Origin of the sequence: Prodigiosinella confusarubida (assembly GCF_002847015.1) — a bacterium.
Lineage (GTDB): Bacteria > Pseudomonadota > Gammaproteobacteria > Enterobacterales > Enterobacteriaceae > Prodigiosinella > Prodigiosinella aquatilis.
Genome location: NZ_CP025085.1, coordinates 21,576 through 42,120, shown reverse-complemented (window position 1 = coordinate 42,120; position 20,545 = coordinate 21,576). Strand labels below are relative to the sequence as shown.

The 20,545-nt window shown below is 47.0% G+C and carries 12 protein-coding genes and 1 tRNA gene; 4 read left to right on the top strand and 9 right to left on the bottom strand.

The genetic code is table 11. The features are described 5' to 3' along the window. Nucleotides 1-79 precede the first annotated feature (79 nt). The 3 genes from CWC46_RS00170 to pepA form a co-directional block, all read right to left on the bottom strand. Nucleotides 80-2,935 (bottom strand): valine--tRNA ligase, encoded by a 2,856-nt coding sequence (locus CWC46_RS00170; RefSeq protein WP_021014218.1) that lies wholly within the window; start codon nucleotides 2,933-2,935, stop codon nucleotides 80-82. Between the two features lie 12 nt (nucleotides 2,936-2,947). Then, a complete protein-coding gene (locus tag CWC46_RS00165; RefSeq protein ID WP_021014219.1) occupies nucleotides 2,948-3,397 on the bottom strand; it encodes a DNA polymerase III subunit chi in 450 nt (149 codons plus the stop codon). A gap of 211 nt (nucleotides 3,398-3,608) precedes the next feature. Continuing rightward, nucleotides 3,609-5,117 carry a leucyl aminopeptidase gene (gene pepA / locus CWC46_RS00160; protein ID WP_021014220.1) on the bottom strand — a complete coding sequence of 503 codons (1,509 nt, stop codon included), beginning with the start codon at nucleotides 5,115-5,117 and terminating at the stop codon, nucleotides 3,609-3,611. Between the two features lie 281 nt (nucleotides 5,118-5,398). Between pepA and lptF the strand changes: the two genes are divergently transcribed. The 4 genes from lptF (at nucleotide 5,399) to CWC46_RS00140 (ending at nucleotide 9,278) form a co-directional block, all read left to right on the top strand. Beyond that, nucleotides 5,399-6,499 carry an LPS export ABC transporter permease LptF gene (gene lptF / locus CWC46_RS00155; protein WP_021014221.1) on the top strand — a complete coding sequence of 367 codons (1,101 nt, stop codon included), beginning with the start codon at nucleotides 5,399-5,401 and terminating at the stop codon, nucleotides 6,497-6,499. Further along, complete coding sequence (gene lptG / locus CWC46_RS00150; protein ID WP_021014222.1) at nucleotides 6,499-7,569, top strand: LPS export ABC transporter permease LptG; 1,071 nt, start codon at nucleotides 6,499-6,501, stop codon at nucleotides 7,567-7,569. The genes lptF and lptG overlap by 1 nt, the downstream gene beginning before the upstream one ends. 164 nt (nucleotides 7,570-7,733) lie before the next feature. After that, nucleotides 7,734-7,818: transfer RNA gene (locus tag CWC46_RS00145), tRNA-Leu, on the top strand. Nucleotides 7,819-8,018: 200 nt separating this feature from the next. Next, complete coding sequence (locus CWC46_RS00140) at nucleotides 8,019-9,278, top strand: tyrosine-type recombinase/integrase (RefSeq protein WP_021014223.1); 1,260 nt, start codon at nucleotides 8,019-8,021, stop codon at nucleotides 9,276-9,278. Nucleotides 9,279-9,363: 85 nt separating this feature from the next. On the opposite strand, the gene CWC46_RS00135 is transcribed toward CWC46_RS00140, so the two are convergent. The 6 genes from CWC46_RS00135 to CWC46_RS00110 form a co-directional block, all read right to left on the bottom strand. After that, entirely contained in the window at nucleotides 9,364-10,323 is a 960-nt protein-coding gene (locus tag CWC46_RS00135) for a 5'-nucleotidase (protein ID WP_021014224.1), read from the bottom strand. 106 nt (nucleotides 10,324-10,429) lie between these two features. Then, nucleotides 10,430-12,889 (bottom strand): AAA family ATPase, encoded by a 2,460-nt coding sequence (locus CWC46_RS00130; protein WP_021014225.1) that lies wholly within the window; start codon nucleotides 12,887-12,889, stop codon nucleotides 10,430-10,432. Nucleotides 12,890-12,928: 39 nt separating this feature from the next. Then, nucleotides 12,929-16,063 (bottom strand): type I restriction endonuclease subunit R, encoded by a 3,135-nt coding sequence (locus CWC46_RS00125; protein WP_021014226.1) that lies wholly within the window; start codon nucleotides 16,061-16,063, stop codon nucleotides 12,929-12,931. Beyond that, the gene (locus CWC46_RS00120; RefSeq protein ID WP_021014227.1) at nucleotides 16,064-17,251 is read right to left on the bottom strand and encodes a DUF4268 domain-containing protein; all 1,188 of its coding nucleotides are present in this window, start codon (nucleotides 17,249-17,251) and stop codon (nucleotides 16,064-16,066) included. Beyond that, on the bottom strand, nucleotides 17,244-18,566 hold the full coding sequence (locus CWC46_RS00115; RefSeq protein ID WP_021014228.1) for a restriction endonuclease subunit S: 1,323 nt from the start codon (nucleotides 18,564-18,566) through the stop codon (nucleotides 17,244-17,246). Before CWC46_RS00115 ends, CWC46_RS00120 begins: the two co-directional genes overlap by 8 nt. Next, nucleotides 18,556-20,262: a class I SAM-dependent DNA methyltransferase gene (locus CWC46_RS00110; RefSeq protein WP_021014229.1), complete on the bottom strand. Its 1,707-nt coding sequence runs from the start codon at nucleotides 20,260-20,262 to the stop codon at nucleotides 18,556-18,558. Before CWC46_RS00110 ends, CWC46_RS00115 begins: the two co-directional genes overlap by 11 nt. Between the last annotated feature and the right edge of the window lie 283 nt (nucleotides 20,263-20,545).

The following is a 20,545-nucleotide window of genomic DNA, read 5'->3' as shown; positions in this document are numbered from 1 at the left end:
ATCGGGTATCTGAGGCGATGATGGAAGAGGTGCTTATCCGGCCGGTGTAATAAGCCCCGCATCGCGGGGCTTATAGCATTTACAGCGCAGCAATGATCGCCTGTTGTTCCTGTAGTTTAGCCTTGTCTGTGGCATAACTATCCAGTTTTTCACGTTCTTTAGCGACGACAGCCTCCGGCGCTCGAGCCACAAAGCCTTCATTGGACAGCTTGTTTTCGATACGGCTGATTTCAGCGTCGATTCTGGCAACTTCTTTCACCAGACGATCCAGTTCTGCAGTTTTATCGATCAGACCCGCCATTGGTATCAGCAGTTCAGTACCGTCCACCAGTTTGGTGACAGACACCGGACCTTTATCCCCGGCTGGCAGAATCGTGATGCTCTCCAGACGAGCCAGCGTTTGCAGGAAGCTACGGTTCTGTTCTACACGACGCTGGGCTTCAGCACTGGTATCACGCAATAGCACATCCAATGGCTTGCCGGGTGCGATGTTCATTTCAGCGCGAATGTTACGTATCGCTATGATGGCCTGCTTGATCCATTCCAGATCGTTCAGTGCCTGAGTATCTTCCTGTGCGGCATCAAATGTCGGGAACGGTTGTAGCATAATTGTGTCGGCCGTAATGCCCTTCAACACTTTCACTCTCTGCCAGATGGTTTCTGTGATGAACGGAATAATCGGATGCGCCAGACGCAACAATGCTTCCAGTACCTGTACCAACGTATGACGGGTGCCGCGCAGTTCAGCATCACTGCCACCATTCATCACCGGTTTGGTCAGTTCCAGATACCAGTCACAGAACTGGTTCCAGGTAAATTCGTACAACACATTGGCAGCCAGATCAAAGCGATAGCTATCCAGTGCTTCACGGTAGGCTTTCACCGTGCGGTTGAATTCCGCCAGAATCCAGCGATCTGCCAGCGACAACACTTTATCGCCGCCCTGCGCACCACAATCCTGACCTTCTGTGTTCATCAGTACAAAACGGCTGGCGTTCCACAGTTTGTTACAGAAGTTTCGATACCCTTCCAGACGCTTCATGTCCCAGTTGATATCGCGGCCGGTGGACGCCAGCGCCGCCAGCGTGAACCGCAAGGCATCAGTACCATGCGGTTCAATACCATTCGGGAACTGTTTCTCGGTACGTTTCCGGATTTTCTCTGCCAACTGTGGCTGCATCATGTTACCGGTACGTTTTTCCAGCAACGCCGCCAGTGAAATACCATCCACCATATCCAGCGGGTCAATGACGTTCCCTTTGGATTTGGACATTTTCTGGCCTTCTTCATCACGAATCAGACCGGTCATATAGACAGTATGGAACGGAACCTGTGGTTTGCCATTCTCATCTTTGATGAAGTGCATGGTCAGCATGATCATGCGGGCAATCCAGAAGAAAATAATATCAAAGCCGCTCACCATCACACTACTGGGATGGAAGGCTTTCAGTTCTGGCGTCTGTTCCGGCCAACCGAGGGTGGAGAATGTCCACAATCCGGAGGAGAACCAGGTGTCCAGTACGTCTTCATCCTGCCTCAACACGATGTCGTCGGCGATGTGGTTTTCACGGCGCACTTCCGCTTCATCACGGCCTACATAAATTTTGCCTTCGGCATCGTACCAGGCGGGAATACGGTGACCCCACCACAGTTGGCGGGAAATACACCAGTCCTGGATATCGCGCATCCAACCGAAGTACATATTTTCGTATTGCTTCGGTACAAACTGAATCTGGCCGTCTTCAACTGCTTCTACGGCGACTTTTGCCAGTGGTGCTGTACGCACATACCATTGGTCAGTCAGCATGGGTTCAATCACCACACCGCCGCGATCGCCATAAGGGACGGTGTAGTCGTGTATTTTAATCTCTTCTAACAATCCGAGTTCATCAAAGGCCGCGACGACGGCTTTGCGGGCGGCAAAACGCTCTAACCCTCGCAACTGAGACGGAATTTCATCACTGTAAACCGTGCTGGTTTCACCGTTGGTATCAAAAATTTCAGCTTCCTGACGGATATCGCCATCAAATGTCAGGACGTTGATCATCGGCAGTGCATGACGTTTGCCGACGTCGTAGTCGTTGAAATCATGCGCCGGGGTGATTTTCACACAGCCGGTTCCTTTTTCCATGTCGGCGTGTTCATCACCAAGAATTGGAATACGGCGACCAACCAACGGTAAGATTACTTCTTTGCCAATCAGATCGTTATAGCGTGGATCCTCTGGATTAACCGCCACGCCGGTATCGCCGAGCACAGTTTCCGGCCGGGTTGTGGCTACGACCAGGTAATCTTTGCCATCAGCGGTTTTCACACCGTCGGCCAGCGGATAGCGCAAATGCCACATGGAACCTTTCACATCGCGGTTTTCCACTTCCAGATCAGAAATGGCGGTACGCAGTTTCGGGTCCCAGTTCACCAGGCGTTTTCCCCGGTAAATCAGGTCTTCTTTATATAAGCGGACGAACACCTCTTTCACCGCATTGGAAAGACCGTCATCCATTGTGAAACGTTCACGCTCCCAATCTACAGAGTTACCCAGGCGACGCATCTGGCGAGTGATGGTACCGCCGGATTCGGATTTCCACTGCCAGATTTTGTCGATAAAAGCTTCACGACCATAATCATGACGGGTTTTGCCCTCTTCTGCGGCGATTTTACGCTCGACCACCATCTGAGTTGCGATACCAGCATGATCTGTTCCTGCCTGCCACAAGGTGTTTTTACCCTGCATCCGCTGATAGCGGATCATGGTGTCCATGATGGTTTGCTGGAAAGCATGACCCATATGCAGGCTGCCGGTGACATTGGGCGGCGGAATCATAATGCTGAAGCTTTCTGTGCCAGTATCGCCGTTAGGCTTGAAGTACCCTTGTTTTTCCCAGTGTTCGTAGAGTGGCTGCTCGATATCTTGCGGGTTGTATTTCGTTTCCATTATGCTCAAAATTCAGTGGGTTGGCGGTGTTGCCGTGGTCAATTGGAAGCCGACGCTGCGATAGGCTTTGTAGCGATCGCGCGCCAACTGTTTCAGAGATTCTTCATAAGGGACGAAGTCTATCACTTCATGGAAAGCGGTGGCAAAATCTGCGAATTGCCCTTGCAAATTAATGAGCAGATCACGTGGTGCATTACCACGGCGCTGAGGCCAGGAAAGTTCTACTGGTGCGCCTTGTCGTGGGCCTTCTCCCGCCAGGTTATGCGGTACAAAGGCGTGAGGATCTCGTTGCCACAATGCTTCGTCCAGTCGTATGGCCTGCTGTTCATCTTCACAGGCAATCAGTATGCGCTTTCCCGCACGCCAACGTTCCGCTGCCAGTTCACAGGCCAGTGCCTCGCAGGCGCTCAGTTCGCCGCTTTTACTGTCGTGTTCAAGAAGATAGAACGTTGTGTTTTTCATAGTTTCCTGTGTGTTTCCATCGAAGACTTCGTGCGCTTCTATTTTCTCCGGGCGGTGACGATGTCTTACGCAGGAATCAATCCATTTAAAATAAATACATTAATAGTAATGATGAATCCCCGCTTGCGCGGGGATTGCCGTAAATGGTCAGACATTCATAGGGACACATAACCATTGTAACGTACTGCCTTAGCTGATACCGCCCGTCAGTTTATTCTGCGTCGTTGAAACCCGCACGACTAAGCAGAAACTGCGACAGTAGCGCCACCGGCCGACCAGTCGCTCCTTTGGCTTTGCCGGAGCGCCAGGCTGTTCCGGCAACATCCAGATGTGCCCAACTGTATTTGCGGGTAAAGCGCGACAGAAAGCAGCCTGCCGTAATAGCACCGCCTGGACGTCCACCGATATTGGCCATATCGGCAAAGTTGGATTCCAGTTGTTCCTGATACTCATCTGCTAATGGTAACCGCCAGGCGCGATCGCCTGCCTGTTCCGATGCACCCAGCAATTCATGTGCCAGCGGATTGTGGTTCGACATCAGTCCGGTGATATGGTGGCCAAGTGCTATCACGCACGCGCCGGTCAGCGTGGCGACATCAATGACGACGTCAGGATCGAAGCGTTCTACATAGGTAAGAGCATCACATAATACCAAACGGCCTTCGGCGTCGGTGTTGAGCACTTCCACCGTTTGCCCAGACATCGTGGTTAGTACGTCGCCAGGACGGTAAGCACGACCGTCCACCATGTTTTCACAGCCGGCCAGCACACCAATGATATTCAGTGGCAAAGACAGTTCAGCGGCCATGCGCATTACGCCATAGACCGCAGCAGCGCCGCACATATCGTATTTCATTTCGTCCATGCTATCGGCGGGTTTGATGGAAATGCCACCGGAGTCGAATGTCAATCCTTTTCCCACTAGCACGATAGGCTTAGTATCAACTGACGGATCGCCCTTATATTCGACGACAGACATCAGTGATTCGTGCTGTGAGCCCTGGCCAACAGCCAGATAGGCGTTCATTCCCAGTTCTTTCATCTGCTGTTCGCCAATCACGCGGGTGGTGATATGGTCGTAGGTATCGGCCAACTGACGCGCCTGAGACGCCAGATAAGCGGCATTACAGATATTAGGCGGCATGTTGCCTAGATCTTTTGCGGCTTTGATACCAGCAGCAATTGCCAAACCGTGCTGAATGGCGCGTTCGCCGGAAGTCAGTTCACGGCGAGTGGGAACGTTAAACACCATTTTACGCAGTGGACGGCGAGGTTCGACTTTGTTGGTTTTTAACTGATCGAAGGTATAAAGCGTTTCTTTGGCGGTTTCGATGGCCTGACGTACTTTCCAGTAAGTGTTGCGGCTTTTTACATGTAACTCGGTCAGAAAACATACGGCTTCCATTGAGCCGGTATCGTTGAGTGCATTGATGGTTTTCTGAATTACCTGTTTGTATTGGCGTTCGTCAAGCTCGCGTTCTTTTCCGCAACCGATCAGCAAGATGCGTTCGGAAAGAATATTCGGTACATGGTGCAGGAGCAATGATTGTCCTACCTTGCCCTCAAGCTCGCCGCGGCGAAGTAACGCGCTGATGTAGCCGTCACTGATTTTATCGAGTTGTTCAGCGATAGGGGACAGACGACGCGGTTCAAACACGCCGACGACAATGCAAGCACTGCGTTGTTTTTCCGGGCTACCGCTTTTTACGCTGAACTCCATGTACTCTCCTGAATCTTAAAGACAAAAACGGGAACTACGGCTAGAATATGATACTCCGTAATACTTCCCGTCGTTGCGTTAACATAACCTGTGTTAATCTAAACGACGTAGCGAATCTGTTTTGGTGATTATAAGCAGGTTCTGATAGAACACCCCGAATGCAGGATGTCGTAATATTATTGTCGCTATGAAGGTTGCCACAAATGAGTATAAATGGCGAGTTAGCGAAAAAACTATCGACTTTCCTGCAAAAAGACAAGTTTTCACAGGCGTAATTGAACGTGATCATCATTCGATATCTGGTACGGGAAACTTTCAAGAGCCAAGTAGCCATTCTTTTTATTCTGCTGCTGATTTTTTTCTGTCAAAAATTAGTACGAATATTAGGCGCTGCGGTTGATGGCGATATTCCGACAAATTTGGTTTTATCCCTGTTGGGGCTGGGTATCCCGGAGATGGCGCAGCTTATTCTGCCGTTGAGCCTGTTCCTCGGATTATTGATGGCCTATGGCCGTTTATACTCTGAAAGTGAAATCACAGTCATGCATGCCTGCGGGATGGGGAAGAATGTCCTGCTGAAGGCGGCGTTATTGTTGTCTATATTCACTGTCGTACTGGCGACGGTGAATGTCTTATGGCTGAGCCCCTGGTCCTCGCGTCATCAGGATGAAGTGTTGGCGGAGGCGAAAGCCAACCCCGGAATGGCAACGTTGGCGGAAGGGCAGTTTCAATCGACTCAGGATGGCAACTCTGTGCTGTTTGTCAGCAATGTCAACGGCCAGGAGTTCGAACATGTATTTTTGGCACAGTTGCACCCCCGCGATAATAGCCGTCCATCTGTGGTGGTGGCAGACCGTGGTCATGTTTCACAGAATAGTGATGGTTCCCAGATTGTCACGCTGAATAAGGGTACCCGCTATGAAGGTACGGCTATGCTGCGCGATTTTCGCATCACGGATTTTAAAGACTATAAGGCTGTCGTGGGTCATCAGGCAGTGGCAGTTGATCCCAGTAATGTAGAACAGATGAGCATGAAAACGCTGTGGCACTCCAAAGATATTAATGCCAGAGCTGAGTTTCATTGGCGTTTGACGCTGATCGTTTCTGTTTTAGTGATGGCTATAATGGTGGTGCCACTCAGTGTGGTTAACCCGCGTCAGGGGCGTGTGTTGAGTATGCTCCCGGCAATGTTGCTCTACCTGATTTTCTTTTTGTTACAGAGCTCGTTACGTTCCAATGCTGGCAAAGGTAAGCTCGACCCGATGATATGGATGTGGTTTACCAACCTGGTCTATTTCGCTATTGCAGTGGGACTCAACCTGTGGGATAGCGTTCCTGCGCGTAAAGTACGGGCCCGTCTGAATCTGAGAGGGGCGGCCTGATGTTTGGTGTATTAGATCGTTATATCGGTAAAACCATTTTTAATACCATCATGATGACTTTGTTCATGTTGGTTTCGTTGTCTGGCATCATTAAGTTTGTTGATCAGTTACGTAAGGTAGGAGAGGGCGGTTATTCGGTGATGGGTGCCGGTATATACACACTGCTCAGTGTGCCGAAAGACATTGAAATATTTTTCCCGATGGCGGCTTTATTGGGTGCGTTGTTAGGGTTGGGAACACTGGCTACCCGTAGTGAATTAGTGGTGATGCAGGCCTCTGGTTTTACCCGTCTACAAATTGCTGGTTCGGTAATGAAAACCGCCATTCCGCTGGTACTGCTGACGATGATGATAGGTGAGTGGGGCGCGCCACAAGGCGAGCAGTTAGCGCGTGATTATCGTTCCCAGATGATGTACGGTGGTTCCATGCTTTCCTCCCAAAATGGATTATGGGCCAAAGACGGCAACGATTTTGTGTATATTCAGCGGGTCGTGAGTGACACTGAGCTTGCCGGGGTGAATATTTACCATTTCGACAAAAATGATAAATTGCTTTTTGTCCGTTATGCCGCTTCCGCCAATTTCGATGATGGTGTCTGGAAGCTGTCTCAGGTTGAAGAGTCTGATCTCCAAAACAGCAAACAGATTGGTGGTAGCCAGATGCTCAGTGGCGTGTGGAAAACCAATCTGACGCCAGACAAATTGAGTGCGGTAGCCCTTGACCCCAGTGCGCTCTCTATTCATGGTTTGTACAACTATATTAAATATCTTAAACAGAGTGGGCAGGAATCTAATCGCTATCAGCTCAACATGTGGAGCAAGCTGTTTTCACCCTTTTCTGTAGCGGTGATGATGCTAATGGCACTATCCTTTATTTTCGGTCCATTGCGCAGTGTATCGGCAGGTATGAGGATAGTGATTGGTATCAGCTTCGGTTTCCTGTTTTATGTGCTGGATCAGATCTTCGGACCGTTGAGTCTGGTGTATCACATTCCGCCGATCCTGGGGGCATTACTGCCAAGTACGCTATTCCTGGTTATCAGCATTTTGTTGTTGCTCAAGCGTCGATAAAGCTGCTGATGCATCAGCAACCACCTGATGCGACACATCATAATTGCGAGATAATGTACAAAGAGACGATTTTTTCAGCATTCAAGTCAGATATTTATGGATTAGGGTTGCGCAAGCGTAATGCCACGGTATAATCCACGACGTTTTCCGCATACTACTTCAGTGCCGAAGTGGCGAAATCGGTAGACGCAGTTGATTCAAAATCAACCGCCGCAAGGTGTGCCGGTTCGAGTCCGGCCTTCGGCACCAACAGTATGTAAATAGACCTCAACTGAGGTCTTTTTTTATGCCTGAAATCCGCGCTACACAAGGCTTTGCCCGAATTTTCTGTCAACGGAAGTCAACCTGACTCCACCCACATCAATCTGCTTGTGAGTATAGAACCGAGTATATATGCTGGTTCGATATTGCTTATATACTCACAGCAGGATTATGGAAGGACAACCACTATGGCCCTGACAGATACCAAGGTACGTTCTGCTAAACCTGAAGAAAAAGAGTATTCGTTGGTTGATGGCGATGGCATGTTTTTGCTGGTTCATCCCAACGGCTCAAAATACTGGCGCTTTCGTTTTCGCTTCGGTGGCAAACAACACCTGATGGCGTTTGGCGTCTATCCCGAAGTTTCACTGGCTGATGCAAGGCAAAAGCGAGAAGCCGCCAGAAAGTTGGTTGCTGCGGGCATTGATCCGCGTGAGCAAAAACGTGCGGTGCAAGAAGAACAAGCGAAAGCGGTATTCACCTTTGAGTTCGTAGCCCGAGAGTGGCACGCCACCAATAAAAAGTGGTCGGAAGAGCACAGCAGGCGAGTACTGAAAAGTCTGGAAGATAATCTTTTCTCTGCTATTGGCAAACGTAACGTTGCCGAGCTTAAAACGCGTGACCTGTTAGCGCCTATCAAGACGGTGGAACAGTCGGGCCGCCTCGAAGTCGCGTCACGGCTTCAGCAACGCACGACAGCGATAATGCGCTACGCCGTACAGAGTGGATTAATCGACTACAACCCAGCACAGGAAATGGCAGGTGCAGTTGCATCGAGCAATCGGCAACATCGCCCGGCACTGGAGCTAAAGCGTACTCCTGAACTGCTTCAGCGCATTGATAGCTACACCGGCAGACCGTTAACCCGCTTGTCGGTAGAATTGACGCTATTGATCTTTATCCGCTCCAGCGAACTGCGTTTTGCCCGTTGGTCGGAGATCGATTTTGAAACTTCAATGTGGACCATTCCCCCTGAGCGTGAACCCATCGAAGGTGTGAAACATTCCCATCGCGGTTCTAAAATGCGTACTCCGCACTTGGTGCCACTTTCCCGGCAGGCGTTGGTTATCCTCAAGCAAATACAGCAAGTTAGCGGTGACCATGAACTGATCTTTATTGGCGATCACAATCCGCGTAAGCCCATGAGCGAAAACACGGTGAATAACGCGCTGCGGGTAATGGGGTATGACACTAAGGTTGAAGTCTGCGGCCACGGTTTTCGTACTATGGCTTGTAGCTCTTTGATTGAATCAGGATTGTGGTCTAGGGATGCGGTAGAGCGGCAGATGAGCCATATGGAACGTAACTCTGTGCGTGCGGCTTATATTCATAAGGCCGAGCATCTTGATGAGCGCAGACTGATGCTGCAGTGGTGGGCGGATTTTCTGGATGCTAATCGGGAGAAGGGGGTTAGTCCGTTTGACTTTGGGAAGCCAACCGGGAAATGATAAAACCGGGGTAAACCCTCAGCAGAGTTATTTTCGTACTTCAGAAGTAAATTACTTGGTATCACGGCATGATATTGAGTAACGGTCAGAAGGCTACATTAAGTTCAGAATTACTGGTATAAGGAACTTTTCCTGAAGGAACAAGTTTCGCGGCAGCGTTTAAATGTACATCCTGATCGTCGAAGAAAATATGTGGTTTAAAAGCCTTAAGAACTTTCGTTTTTTCTACACCGCCCAGAAAAAAAGCTTCATCAACATAAACCCCCCAGCTCCTCAGCGTTTTGATTACACGCATTTCAGACGGACTGTTTCGAGCCGTGACCAGGGCGATGCGGACAGGAGAGTATTCAATACGTGTCGGTAATCGATCTTGGAGCTTTGCTAGTTTTTTAAGCAATGTGGCGTATGGGCCTTCAGCCATGGGGATATCTTGCTGTGCGTCTTCCTGAGCATGAAATGCCGCTATTCCCTGAGTTTTATAGACCAGTTCACTTTTATCGGAGAAAAGGACTGCATCGCCATCAAAAGCAATGCGTACCTGCCCTTCTGGGATATCGGAAGCATCAGAGGGTGGATCTCTCAAGACGGCGGCGGCGCAAAAGCGGGAGTCGATGACTTTTTGAGCATCTTCAACGTTAGTCGTTAGAAAAAGATCAACATCAAACGCATCAAGATAATCAGCGACAGTTTCTCCCGCAGTGAAGGCTGAGCGGGTGATATCAAGCTTATCATGACGAATAGTATTCAGAACCCGGATACCAGTATCTGGGCTGTTACGTGACATTACAACTACCTCAACAAGTGGTGATTTATCGTCTGGCTCGCGATACTGATTTAACCCTAGAAGCGCCTTTACCAAAGGGTAACCGGTACCGGGTTTTAAAGGTTGGTTTTCGTGCTCCAGCATATAGGCTCGATATTTTTCAATAGCGCTATCACGATCGGTGGCATAGGTTTCCCGAAACATGCGATCGGATTCGCTCATATCAAAAAGTGCAGTTGCACTAATGCCAATAACGACAGTGTTACTTAAATCTAAAGGCATTGTTAATTTCCTTATGTCTAACACTATGATTGCAGAACGACAGTTTAACTATTTGATTAAAGGATACTTTTAAGACCTGGATCAGCCCAAGGAAAGTGGCTGTAAATCACTCATCCACAATGCAATACTTACCTTTCTCAATTTTAATAAGCAGTTTTTTAGTAAAGCAAGTGGCTAAAGCACAGGCCAAGGCATTTCGTAATGCCGAGCGGTCTAATGTCTCAATATGGATATAACGCTTACGTAAAGTATCCGTGATTTCATCCAGAACTAACATTTTTCCAGGTGGTAGTAATGCTATCCTGGCCTGAACGAATGCTAATGCGCTACGATACAGGAGATTACCTCCTGGTAATGGTTCACTTAATACTTTATTTCTTTTCCCTCTCTCGAATGCAACCCTTCGTGCTCCAACTGCGGCTAACGGTATCGGCAGTGAACTCCTTTTTTGTATATTCTCTGATGTAGTAAAATTATTGCAGGAAATTATTGAATCAAGGTTCCTAAGCGTGTCGAAATTTTCTACGGTCGGTGAGGTTTTTTTTTCTATTTCTTTATTGTTGCAATGTAAACACTGTCTTTTTGAAATGAATGGGGTCATTTTTTTGCATGTAGAGCAATGTTTTATCGATAATAATGCTCCATTTTCTAAGGTACCCGGTTCAAAATTATTTCTATTTATATAATGTACTGTTCTGTGAGAACTATCAAACCAATATAAAATAGGCCAAGGAAATTCAGTGTAAAGATAATCCAACCATGTTTCTGCTGGCGAGTTTTCTTGTCCAAAACTGATCAACCATGAAGATAATCCTTCTGACCATGACAACTTTATTGTATTAAGTTTTAATCCTTCTTCAAAATATCCAGCCATGAGCGACTGAGTCATTGAATTATATTTTGCTTCATCAATTGCTTTCTGCGTTTCTTTTCGACTGATAAGCTGCTGTAAGAAACTATGATGATCTTTCCACGCCAATTTCTCTGAATCATAGATTGCGATGAAGGCAGTAGTGGCCCTTGAATAAGCACAAAATAATTGTGCATCTTCCATATCTGATGAATAGAGAGCTATAACAATAGGTGATTCCATACCTCGAAAACGAGAAACAGTTTCAATATTTATACCGATAACATTTATTTCTTCCTGAAGAGTGTTTTTAACTAAGTCTGTAGGCACAAGAACTGTAATGTTATTAGATGGTACGAAGCTTTCTTTCAAGCGTAATATTTCATTAATCATAGCAGCGAGCGGATCGCTGACGACAAGTTCTTTTAATGTATCGGGTTCAGCATTACGAGGGGAAATGAGTTGATACGAAGTAGGCCTTATTGTCATTAAATAATCAGTGACAGCTTTAGGGCTCCTTAAAACGATAGTTAAGTTAAAAGTGATCTGAGCGTTGATTAACTGGCGAAGTTCATCATGATTAGTACCTTTCTCAAACGAGAAAATTTGGGATTCATCACAAAATGCGAGAATGTTTTTATTTTGAAACCAAGTATATAAAGTTTCGAGCCATGAATGTTGTAATGCCTGAGCTTCATCGATAATTAATACGTCATAATTTTTTAGCTTGTTGTTATTTAGTGCCTCAAGTAAATCTTCGTAACACCCTGTTTCAAACCAGTCTGTTGGCACATTGGGTGACAATGCTAATCTACTACGAGCCTGATGACACAGTTTATGCCAGGTGAAAACATCGCATAATGAATCAGGCGTTTGTTGGCGAATATAGTCAGATAGACGGTTATTGAATGTAATAAACAAAACGTTTTTTTGTTCTCTAACGAGTCTCCTCGCGAACTCAATTCCTATCAGTGTTTTTCCTGTGCCTGGCCATCCAGTCGCTATAAACCGTTTATTTTGAGACAGGAGCTCAATGACCTTAATTTGTTCGTGTGTGAGTCTTAGCCAGAGTTGGTTATCGTAAACAATTCTGGAACCCCAGCTAGGTGTTCCATCAAACTGAGGGCAAATAGACTTAATAATTAACTTAAGTCTGTTCCCTCCTAGTTCTCCATTATTTAACGCTAATTTCCAGTACTGCATCATATCGATGATGCGTTTAGCGATCGCAGGCAACTGTTTTTTGTCAATGAATATACGATTAAATGGTTTGACAGTAGTGTCGATCATCGCTGTGCTAATGAGCTTTTTATCGAAGCAGCTATCAGGAAAAACAAAACCGTATCCAATGCGTAGTCGTAATTTTGTTGCACCACCTAACCAGCGGGCTAGTCCGTGAGTATTATTGCGGGCCTGACGAATAACATCTACGGGAGTATTTGATTTGATGTGAATAAAAACAAGTCTATCCACACGATAAGCCCCGCTTTTTACTTCAAGCACTAAAACCCCAAGGGAAGGATGCAGTATCAAAAAATCAATTTCACCGCTCGGTTGTAACTTGATGCCGAATTCTTTTACTGCGGCGCTTAGCCATGGAAGGCTATGAATAATAATGAAATCATTGGATAGCCCAGCCTTTAACAAGGCATAAACCGTCTTTTCGCCATAGCTGTTGGTATCCTGAGGACCAAATGCGGGAATCATTTTTGCCATGTTATTACATCCTTTTACTCATCTTCCGTATGTTGGTTATCACACCGTCCAGCTATTAGAAACCACTTCAGCCTGCTTTAGTATCAGCTCAACTGCACCAGCGGTTTTATCTGGCGGATATTTATATTTACGTAATGTCTGACGTACCAGGATCCGCAACCGCGCGCGCACGCTTTCGCGCACCTGCCAGTCAACGGTGGTGGATTGACGCAGTTTTAAAGTGACTTCAATCGCCAGTTTCTTGAGAATATCATCCCCGAGCTCCCGAACAGCACTTTCGTTTTCCGCCAACGCATCATAGAAGGCAATTTCGTCAGGATTCAGACCGAGTGCATCGTCACGCGCCATGGCAGCCTGAAACTCTTTGGCCATCTGGATCAGTTCTTCAATAACCTGTGCGGTTTCAATTGCGCGGTTATTATATTTGAGAAGCACCGTTCTCAGACGATCAGAGTATTTTTTCTCCTGAACAACGTTGTTATTTGCTCGGGCATGAATACCATCATTCAGAAGTTTTTGAAGTAATTCAACAGCCAAATTGCGCTGCGGCATATCGTGCACTTCCTGTAAAAACTCATCAGAAAGTAAGCCGATGTTGGGCTTATCTAGACCTGCCAGGGCGAATACATCGTCAACACCGGTCGCGATTATGGCGTTATCCAGAATGCGGCTTAGCAGTGAGTTTTTCTCGGATTGGCTGAATTTTTTATCCGTGGTGGTCAGTTTTATGATGGCAACCTTCACCGCTGACAAAAAGGCGAGTTCCTTCTGCAATGGTTTAGCTTCATCCAGCGTACTACACAGTGACCAGGATTTATTTAGAGCCAGCACGACATCGAAATAACGCTTTTTACCGTCATCAAGTCCGAGAATGTAGTTTGCTGCATCGAGAAGGACCCTCTGTGGATTATGTTCAAACGCTGAATAATCGAAGCCTGGATCTGTTGCAGTTTTGGCAAACATGCCATGAATAATATCGAGTTTTTCCAACAGTACAGAAAAGGCTTCTTTAGTATCAACAGTCGTTTGGCCTTTACCTTTCGAGTCTGTGTAGGTCTTCAGAGCATCCTTCAGTTCATTAGCGATGCCGATGTAATCAACCACCAGACCGCTAGGTTTATCTTTGAACACCCGATTCACGCGTGCTATGGCCTGCATCAGGTTATGCCCGCGCATGGGCTTGTCGATATACATGGTGTGGCAACAAGGCGCATCAAACCCCGTCAGCCACATATCGCGCACAATCACGATTTTTAATGGATCGTCCAGGTCCTTAAATCTCGTTTCGAGACGTTTTTTAGTCTGCTTATTGTAGATGTGCGACTGTAGGTGTTCTTTATCGGAGGCTGAACCGGTCATGATAACTTTGAGGCTGCCTTTTTCGACATCTTCGCTGTGCCATTCCGGCCGCAGTGCTACCAGCGCATTATAAAGCCGCACGCAGATGTCACGGCTCATGGCAACAACCATTGCTTTGCCATCCATCGTAGCGTTACGGGCTTCAAAATGTTTAACCAGATCAGCAGCGACCTGATGAATGCGGGGCTCTGAACCCACCAGCTTCTCCAGACGGCTCCAGTCACCTTTGGTTTTTTCTTTCTGGTCGGTTTCTTCATCTTCAACCAGCTCATCGACCTGGTTTGAAAGTTCTTCCAGTTCTGCATGATTAAGGTCGAGTTTTGCCAGACGAGATTCATAGAAAATCTGTACTGTTGCGCCGTCTTCTACTGCGTCCTGAATGTCGTAAATTGAAACGTAATCACCAAATACGGCGCGGGTATCTTTATCTTCAGAAGAGACCGGCGTGCCGGTAAAGCCCATAAACGAGGCATTGGGTAATGCATCGCGCATGTGCTTGGCGTAGCCGTATTTATAGACACCCGTTTCTCTGTCCAGTGTGGCACTCAATCCATACTGGCTGCGGTGTGCTTCATCGGAAATCACCACGATGTTGTCACGTACGCTCAGTGCCGGATGTACTTTTTCCCCATCCAGCGGAGCAAACTTCTGCACCGTCGTAAAGATGATGCCGCCAGATTCACGGGCAGCCAGCATTTCGCGTAACTGGTCACGATCACTGGCTTGCTGAGGCTCTTGCTTCAGAAGATCTTTGGCCTGACAGAAAGTGGCGTAAAGTTGACCATCCAGATCGTTGCGATCAGTAACCACCACGATGGTCGGGTTGTTCATCTCTTCCTGCTGCAATAATTTCCCGGCATAGCAGCACATGGAAATGCTCTTACCCGAACCTTGTGTATGCCAGACAACACCGGCTTTTTTACTGCCGGGTTTGATATCACAGCGCAGCGGCAAAAATTTACCGGTGGAAGCGACGATGGTTGCACTCACTGCCTCACGCACGGCATGAAACTGATGATAAGCCGCGATTTTCTTGATCAGGTGTTTACCATCATTCTCAAACAGAATGAAATAACGGATGTAATCGAGCAGCAACTCGCGGTTAAAGAAGCCTTTAACAACGGTTTCTAATTGCCATTCCAACAGCGGTTTATCGTCTTCATTGCTGATGGTTTTCCACGGCAGATAACGTTCTTCATCGGCGGTCAGAGAACCAATCCGTGCGTTATAGCCATCACTGATCACCAGTGCTTCATTACAGATAAACAAGTCGCTGATTTCGTTTTTATAAGTCTGAAGCTGATTGAATGCGGTCCAGATATCGGCGTTAGCATCAATTGGGCTTTTCAGCTCAATAACCGCGACCGGCAATCCGTTGATATAACAAATTACATCAGGGCGACGCAGTTGTTTAGTTCCGCTGATGGCCACCTGATTAACTACCGTGAAATGGTTATTTCCCGGATGATTAAAATCCATCAGCAGGGCGGTATCGTGGATGACTTTATCGTCACGTTTATATTCGACCGGAACACCAGCGAGAAGCAGATGATGGAACGCTTTATTGCTGACGACGATATCCGGGCTTTCAGCACGGGTGATGCGGGCGAGTACTTCGTCTAACACACTGGCGGGAAGGTGTGGATTCAGTTTCGCCAGTTGCTCCCGTAACACCGGGCGCAGAAATACATCGTGGAATGAAATACGCAGCGGATTGTCGCTATCCGGCGCGATATCAGGCCCATGCAGTATTTCCCATCCTTGTCCGGCAAACCACCCGAGACTCATTTGCTCCAAATCGTCTTCGCTCAGCATTTACACTTCCTCTGTCTCTGGCGCTTCAATTTCTTCCGGCGCGTTTGATACTTCTTTGAGCGCTATATTTAACGGCGCGATAAAGAGATCGAACGCTTTTTCAAACGCGCTCATATTTTTCAGCAGCCAGTCTGTCATTTCCGGCCAGTTAGTCTGATCAAAACTGGCTATGGTTTTTGCAAAACTAATCCGGCAAGATTTTTTCCCCGGTAGTGGCTGCCAGAAAAGGGAATGACCGAAAGTATTCTCAATAGTCTGGCGATGCTCATACAACCAGTCGAACGCAAAGGTATTACTCTCAGCGGAGAATTTGGCAATCCAAAGCTCTACGCGAATTTCTTTTTTGCTGAATATCAGATTGTACGAAACGCCGCTGATGCCCGAACCGGCACTTAGCCAGTGGTCAGTGGAGGGGCTGATGTTGTTATAGAGTGTACAGGCGCTGTGCCTTAATCTTTCCAGCATCTGTGTCCAGAAGGCCTTGCGCATGTGGTGGCGGGATTTCATCTCACCGTTGGTAGATTGTTCTTCTGCTTCTTTTTGCGCCATGCCGATCATGTAGGATTCCGCTTCCGGCGTTGGGATCACCTGGCGGATATCCACGAATACATCGTCATTAAAGCGGTACGGCGTGACCTTGAAGCACTGGGCGCGGATACCAAACTGCATCAGCCAAAGTGCAGTATTAGTGACTTCTTTGCGGAAATTGGCGGCCACCATCATCACGCGCTGAGTGCGAATCTGGTTGATCAGCACTTCATCTAAACTTTCATATTCCAGAAACTCTGCCATCACCTCAGCCGCCGGACGGGTTTCTTCAGGTTCTTCTTTATCGAGATAAAGCTGGAAGATCTCGAGGATCTGTTCTTTGCGCAGATTGGCGCAGTAACCGGCGTATTTCAGCGCCTGCCACACTACGTCTCGCCCGGAGTCATCGAGTTTGTTCTCGATAATGACCAGATTGCCTTTCTTATCAATAGCAAACAGATCGAGTCGTTCCTTGGTGTCGTCAAACCCGGCGAACTCTTTCTGAATAATCAGCAGTTCATCTTCATTTTCACGTGTCAGCGCCTGCGGGTTTTTCGCAAGCCACTCTTGCAGGTGATAACGTTCTGTAAAACCTAGACTGCTGAACGAGACTTCCTGAAGGGATTGCAGGCTGTTTGAAGGCCGGTCAACTTTATACATTTTCTGCCTCGCTTACCGCTTGCTCGGCTTCCGGCAGGGTGATTTCGCCAGAGAGGAGTTTGGGGAGAAGGGTATCTCGGAGTTCGGTAAGGTATTTATTTTCTGAATTATGGCTTTCTATATACGAATAAAATTGCCTAACGCTTTTTGAAAAAGCTTTCAAAAGCTTTTCTTCTGGTTGTATGCAGGACCATCCCATAATAGCTGTTTTATCTCCACGAGGCATTTTCACACCTTTTGATGTCAACATCATGAAATCAAAAAAGACATCTTGATAAAGAAGATTGTATAAAAACTCAACTGTAATGTTTTTTTTGCTCTCAAATGCTAAAACATCAGCAGATCTGCCACCAGAAAACCTAGCAAGCCAGATCTTCTTGAAGTAGGGCCGTATATTGGAAATTAATATATGCCCTGCACTGAAGTTAGGAACTGTACTTGCAGAAGGTAAAGATGATGCTTGAGAAATACCCATTTTATTCTCAAGCATATTTTCTGTAGAAATGTATGTATCAGTAGTTAGTTTTGAAACTTCGATCTTTCCTTTAGTAAAAATAGCAATGTCACTCAATGGACCAATGTTCCACCCTTCCGGAATCTCCCCTAACTCACTGTGCTGCATCGCAGCCGGAAACAGCTCCGCCGTACTTTTTAACTGAGCATATTTCTCAGGTAGTTCACGCTCAAAAAATGCCAATGAATCAGAATCTTTTCCCGAGATTGCAGTCATTGCCGCAAGGGTTGCCTCTTTATGTGAGCCACCAGCCTCCAACGCCATCATTTTAGATTTTACTGGTTCAAAATCAACAAACCAGCTTTTGAACAAGGCTTGTGCCATTTGTTCGAAAGTTTGGTTGATTTCCTGGTTAACGCCTATTTTATCTTCTAAAGCAAATAGGATTGATGCAATTGCTGACTGTGTTTTATAGGACGATGGGAATTTAACTTCAAAAGGGTACACTGCATTTCTATTCAGAGACTTTTGGGCGCTGCCAGAATTAAACTGATCAAAATTTATTTGCTTCAAGAAGTAATAAATAAACTCGGGGCAATTGCCTTTGAAATCTGTAACATAAAGAGATGTATTCAAAGGCCAATAGTTTTCTGAGACATAAGAAACTTGTCCCATAGAGTTACCGCTACGCCCTATGATTACACCTGGTCCTTTAGCTTTATATTGATCGTGATAACCAGTAACCCCAGAGGATCCCATTATTGGTACTTTACCAAATTTTCGATCCTGAGAAGGAAGGTCATGGCCTCTCTGTAATGTTAAAATGTCACCTAGCTTTTTTACTCCCCAATCAAAACCCATAACCCAGCCCCCCCAAATTCGCCTTAATCTGCTTCTCCAGTTCAGCACTTTCTTCCAGTTGTACTTTTAGTTGCTGGGTCAAACGCGCCATTTTCTCAGCAAAAGGTTCAGCATCTTCCTCCTGCTCAGTAGCGCCAACATAGCGCCCTGGCGTCAGAACAAAGTCGTTTTTCTTAATATCTTCCAGAGTTGCAGCAAAACAAAAACCTGCATCGTCGTGATAATCTTTATCTTCCTGCCATGCATGGAAAGTATCAGCAATTTTCTCAATATCTTTATCAGTAAAATCACGTAGTACGCGGTCTCTCATAAAGCCAATCTGGCGAGCATCTATAAACAGCACTTCGCCTTTGCGATGCGCTTTGCCGTTACCGCCGGTTTTGTCTTTGGTCAGCAACCAGATACAGGCGGGAATTTGGGTGTTAGTAAACAACTGACCCGGCAGCGCCACCATACATTCCACCAGATCCGCTTCAATCAGGTTACGGCGTATATCACCTTCGTTATTGGTGTTGGAACTCATCGAGCCGTTCGCCAGCAGCAGCGCCATCGAGCCTTTCGGCGCGAGGTGGTGGATCATATGCTGCATCCACGCAAAGTTGGCGTTGCCCTGCGGCGGAGTGCCGTATTTCCAGCGAGCGTCATTTTCAAGCTTTGCGCTCCACCATTCCTTCATGTTGAACGGCGGGTTGGCCATTACAAAGTCGGCACGTAAATCTGGGTGCTGGTCATCCAGCAAGGTATCGGCGTTTTTCTTGCCGAAGTTGAAGTCGATGCCGCGGATCGCCATGTTCATTGCCGCCAGCTTCCAGGTGGTCGGGTTGGATTCCTGACCGTAAACGGAGATATTGCGTTTCTGCTCGGCGGCGTTGTAATGCTTCTCGCCTGCGTGCTCTTCAATAAAACGGTCGCTGGAAACAAAGAACCCACCGGAACCCATCGCCGGGTCATACACTCGGCCTTTATACGGCTGCAGCATTTCAACAATCAGCGTAACGATACTTTTTGGCGTGTAGTATTGACCGCCTTGTTTACCTTCGGCTAGCGCAAATTGCCCGAGGAAATATTCGTAAACGTGACCGAGAATATCTTTGCTTTTAAGCTGTAATTTCTGGCCGTTATATTCTGGATTGCTGAAGTTGGCATCTGAGAAGGTATTAATCAGGCCGATTAATACGTCGTTGCTCAGCTGATACTGACTGATGCGGTTAAGGATCCCTTTGAGTTTTTCGTTGGATTCTTCGATTTTATCCAGCGCATTATCAATCAGCCAGGAAACAGAACGAAGGACCACTTCCTGTCCGGTTTTATCCACCCAAAGTACCGTACCGACGGGTAATGTTGCTTTACTTTTCAGCATGTCCCAGCGGGCGGCTTTGGGAACCCAGAACACGTTTTTTTCGATGTAGTAGTCTTCAACTTCCAGCTCTGCTTGAATCGCCCGCGCATATTCTTCATCGGTTGCGAAATCATCACGAGACATGGCGTAAATATTGTCCGGATTGCCGATATCGCGAAACAACGTGAGCAACTCCTGCTGACGTGCTTCAAATGCATCGGATACATATTTCAGAAAGATGAGCCCCAGGACGACATGCTTGTAGTTGGCGGCATCCATATTAGAGCGCAGTTTATCAGCGGCTTTCCAAAATTTGTTATCCAGCTCGTTCAGAAATAGCTGTTCGTTGTTGTTCATGAACATCCTTGAAAAAGATCAATTATTGGCAATGCGTTACGCGCTGTCACAGATTTGGTTTGGAATGGATATCGCAAAATCATACCTGCTGATGATGCAATCACAAACGATTTGGGACAAAGAAATAAGGGATGGGATGCTGTAATAGGCGTAGATATAAAACCTACGCCTGTTTGTCGTTAGGATGGCCGGAACAACTTAACAGGTTGCCCATTTTTCATTTCAACAATCAGACGGGGTGGTTGGGACTGCTCGATGGACACTCTCCTTACCCAAATCATGC

Bases quoted from the DNA above. Each gene is read 5' to 3' on its own strand.
- CWC46_RS00170 (WP_021014218.1), bottom strand. From the start codon at position 2,935: ATGGAAACGAAATACAACCCGCAAGATATCGAGCAGCCACTCTACGAA.
- CWC46_RS00165 (WP_021014219.1), bottom strand. From the start codon at position 3,397: ATGAAAAACACAACGTTCTATCTTCTTGAACACGACAGTAAAAGCGGC.
- pepA (WP_021014220.1), bottom strand. From the start codon at position 5,117: ATGGAGTTCAGCGTAAAAAGCGGTAGCCCGGAAAAACAACGCAGTGCT.
- lptG (WP_021014222.1), top strand. From the start codon at position 6,499: ATGTTTGGTGTATTAGATCGTTATATCGGTAAAACCATTTTTAATACC.
- CWC46_RS00140 (WP_021014223.1), top strand. From the start codon at position 8,019: ATGGCCCTGACAGATACCAAGGTACGTTCTGCTAAACCTGAAGAAAAA.
- CWC46_RS00135 (WP_021014224.1), bottom strand. From the start codon at position 10,323: ATGCCTTTAGATTTAAGTAACACTGTCGTTATTGGCATTAGTGCAACT.
- CWC46_RS00130 (WP_021014225.1), bottom strand. From the start codon at position 12,889: ATGGCAAAAATGATTCCCGCATTTGGTCCTCAGGATACCAACAGCTAT.
- CWC46_RS00125 (WP_021014226.1), bottom strand. From the start codon at position 16,063: ATGCTGAGCGAAGACGATTTGGAGCAAATGAGTCTCGGGTGGTTTGCC.
- CWC46_RS00120 (WP_021014227.1), bottom strand. From the start codon at position 17,251: ATGTATAAAGTTGACCGGCCTTCAAACAGCCTGCAATCCCTTCAGGAA.
- CWC46_RS00115 (WP_021014228.1), bottom strand. From the start codon at position 18,566: ATGGGTTTTGATTGGGGAGTAAAAAAGCTAGGTGACATTTTAACATTA.
- CWC46_RS00110 (WP_021014229.1), bottom strand. From the start codon at position 20,262: ATGAACAACAACGAACAGCTATTTCTGAACGAGCTGGATAACAAATTT.